Source organism: Streptomyces sp. NPDC001450, assembly GCF_053597295.1.
In genome coordinates, this window is sequence record NZ_JBSFHY010000119.1 from 1 (window position 1) to 3,555 (window position 3,555).

2 protein-coding genes are annotated in these 3,555 nt (G+C 68.2%); both read left to right on the forward strand.

Annotated elements, in window-relative coordinates:
* Positions 1-127 precede the first annotated feature (127 nt).
* A complete protein-coding gene (locus ACWC5O_RS45135) occupies positions 128-1,801 on the forward strand; it encodes a glycoside hydrolase family 13 protein (protein ID WP_450592478.1) in 1,674 nt (557 codons plus the stop codon).
* A 1,272-nt stretch (positions 1,802-3,073) separates the two neighbouring features.
* Complete coding sequence (locus tag ACWC5O_RS45140) at positions 3,074-3,340, forward strand: hypothetical protein (RefSeq protein WP_450592477.1); 267 nt, start codon at positions 3,074-3,076, stop codon at positions 3,338-3,340.
* The last annotated feature ends 215 nt before the right edge of the window (positions 3,341-3,555 follow it).

Consider the following 3,555-nt stretch of genomic DNA (forward strand, 5'->3'; position numbering starts at 1 on the left):
TCCCTCTGGTGGTCATGGTGCTGCTCTTCCAGCGCCGCATCGTCGCCGGACTCACCGCCGGCGCAGCGAAGTAGACACCGGGCTCCACGCCGTCCTGCCCTCATTCTCCAAGGAGTAACGCAGCAGTATGTCCGTTACCGCACCATGGTGGCGCAACGCCGTCATCTACCAGGTCTACATCCGCAGCTTCGCCGACGGCAACGGTGACGGCATCGGCGACATCGCCGGCATCCGCTCCCGCCTGCCCTACCTCAAGTCCCTCGGCGTCGACGCCATCTGGATCAACCCGTGGTACAAGTCGCCGATGGCCGACCACGGTTACGACGTGGCCGACTACCGCCAGATCGACCCGCTGTTCGGCACCCTGGCCGAGGCCGAACAGCTCATCGCCGAGGCGCACCGGCACGACATCCGCGTCATCCCCGACATCGTCCCCAACCACACATCCGACCAGCACGCATGGTTCCAGGCCGCGCTGGCTGCCGGACCCGGCAGCCCCGAACGCGAACGCTACGTCTTCCGGCCCGGCCGGGGACCCGACGGCGCCGAACCGCCCAACGACTGGGTTTCGTGCTTCGGCGGCCCGGCCTGGACCCGACTGCCCGACGGCGAGTGGTACCTGCACCTGTTCGCCCCCGAGCAGCCGGACCTCAACTGGGAACACCCGGGGGTGCGGGCAGAGTTCGAGTCCATCCTGCGCTTCTGGTTCAGTCGAGGCGTCGACGGGTTCCGCATCGACGTCGCCCATGGTCTCATCAAACATCCCGAACTGCCCGACCTGCCTCCCCGCCAGGAGCCGGCCCGGCCGGGCCCCCTCGTCTCTTCCGATCCCTCGCAGGAGCGGCCCCAGCAGCACGTCGATCACCCGCACTGGGACCGCGACGAGGTTCACGACATCTACCGCGCCTGGCGCAAGGTGGCCGACGAGTTCCCCGGTGATCAGTGCTTCGTCGCCGAAGCGTGGGCCGACACCCCCGAACGGCTCGCCGCCTACGTCCGCCGGGACGTCCTGCACACCGCTTTCAACTTCGATTTCTTGATGTCGAGTTGGGATGCCAAGGACCTTCGCGGTGTCATCGATGACTCCCTTGGCATGCTGGGGACGGTGGGCGCACCGGCCACCTGGGTGCTCTCCAATCACGACGTCATGCGCCATACCAGCCGCTACGGCCGCACGACGGTCAAGCGATGGGTGGTCAACGAGCCCTATTGGCCCGAAGGCCCGCTGGACCTGGAACTGGGCACCCGACGTGCCCGCGCCGCGGCCCTGCTGATGCTGGCCCTGCCCGGCGGCGCATACGTCTACCAGGGCGAGGAACTCGGTCTCCCCGAGGTCGAAGACCTCCCCGAGGATGCGCTCGAGGACCCGATCTGGGAGCGGTCCGGTCACTCCGACCGCGGCCGCGACGGCTGCCGGGTGCCCATTCCATGGTCCGGGCAGACGCCACCGTACGGCTTCAGCCCCGAGGACGCTCCCGCGGCACCCTGGCTGCCGCAGCCGGCGGACTGGGCTGAGCGCACCGTGGAAGCACAGACCGGGGACGAGACGTCCATGCTCGAGCTCTACCGCGCCGCCCTGCGGCTGCGGCGCGGGCACCCCGCGCTCGGCGACGGCAGCCTCACCTGGCTCGACGCCCCCCAGGGCGTCCTGGCATTCCGCCGAGACCCGGGGTTCGTATGCGTGATCAACCTCGCGACCGAGGCCTACCGGCTCCCCGACCACACCTCGATCCTGCTGGCCAGCGGCACCGTGGAGGACGGGCTGCTCGCAGCTGACGAAGCGGTCTGGCTCTCCGTGTAGCCGTCCACCTGCCCATCTGTCCACCAGGCCTGTCCGGTGTTCTCCCCGCTGACCGGACGGGCCCTGGCACCTTGTGACTGCACGTCTCGGACTGAGAGCGGTGATCCGTCCGCGGAAAGCCCACCGGAGGAGGGAGTGCAAATCCAACCGCGGTTCGGAATCCCGGGAGGAACATCAAGCGACTGAAGCCGCCGTGGAGTTGGAAACCGTGGCGTCCTTCCAGAGCGTCGAGGTGGGGCAGCGGCAACAGCCTCGACGCAGCCAGGCCAAGGCTGTGCTGACCGGCGTGGACTCGGTGGAAGTGAAGGTGCCCGGGACGCGGGCGAAGGGATTCCCCAAGGCGAGGTCGCCGCCCACCTGGCCGAGGCCTACGGCACGGAGGCATCCAAGCAGAGTCTCCGCCATCACCGACAAGGTCATCGACAGCACGGCCCCCGGCACAGCCGGCCATTGTACCGCGTCTACCCGTGATGGTCCTTGACGCGATCAAGGTGAAGATCCATGACCAGCAGGTCACGAACCGGCCGATTCACCGCGTCATGGCCGTGACCGCGAAGGGAGAGCGGGGCATCCTCGAAAACGACCCCGGACGCGTATTCCGGGTTACTGTCCTGGCCGCGCTGGTCGGTCGTTCGACCTTCGCCGCGCATGCGCTTGTCTGGCGTCGGACTCGGAAAGAGCCGAGGACAGCGGCAATCAGCGCCGCGGCTGACGACTGGGCAGACCGGTCTTCGTGCTGGGCTTCATCACCAGCCCGGTCGCCGAGGCAGCGCCGCCCTGAAGTTCCGTCTTGCTGGGCGCCGCCACTGCAGACGAGTTGAGGGACTTCTACAACGGCAGCGGACTGGCGGTCGCGGTGCCTTCGCTGCTCCAGTGATCGCCCCCGCGGGACGCGCCCGGTTCGGCCTCGGTGTCTCCACCACGATGGACGCCGACCGCAGGGCGGGGTACTCGACTGGCCCTTCGCCGGGTCCTTCGCGGTGTCGAGCGGACCGGCATCGTCCCTGACAGCGGCCGCGGGCAGCACGGGCGAACGCGCCCTAATGGCAATGCCGTTGCTTCAGAGGACGTTCGTGCTGCTGACGTGCAGCCTTAGCTGTTTTGTCAGTCACCTGAGATTCCCGGCGGGAGCGAGCCTCATCAAGGCAGGCGGCCTCGATCCGTGGCAGGAGCGAACTGCCTCGCTGGAGGAGGAGATGAGCAGGGTTCTGAAACATCGTCGCAGGTCGGGCGGCATGGACCCTGGCCGCTTCGGTAGAGGTGGGCAGCCATGTGGTGCTGGACGCGGAACTCGTCGGCTGTCGCACTGGGGAAGTCACCCTGGTCGGCCGCCTGCCGCGTTTACTCGGGCCGGGCCGGCTCGTCCTCGCCGACCGTGAGTTCCTCAATGTCCCGCTGTGGCGGGCATTCACTGCTGCCGGCGCTGATCTGCTGTGGCGGATGCCCGCCAACCGCGTCCTGCCGGTGATCAAGCAGTTCCGTGGCGGGTCGCGGCTCTCACAGATCCGGGCGAGCAGCGGCCCTGCCCGACGTCCCTGATGGAAACCGCGTTCGGTGCGGCCGGCGCGCTCTCGGGGGACGGTGAGGGCTACGGCGGGACGACGAGCCCCGTCGCGGAGTTCGGTGCGGCCAAGCACCCAACTCGTCGTGGTGCTGTGCCACTTAGAGGTCATCTCATTTGGCGAGTCTGCGGTAGCAGATGAGGGTGCAGGCGATGCTGGTGAAGGCCAGGAAGTGGACGGCCTTGCGTTCGT

Bases quoted from the DNA above. Each gene is read 5' to 3' on its own strand.
- ACWC5O_RS45135 (WP_450592478.1), top strand. From the start codon at position 128: ATGTCCGTTACCGCACCATGGTGGCGCAACGCCGTCATCTACCAGGTC.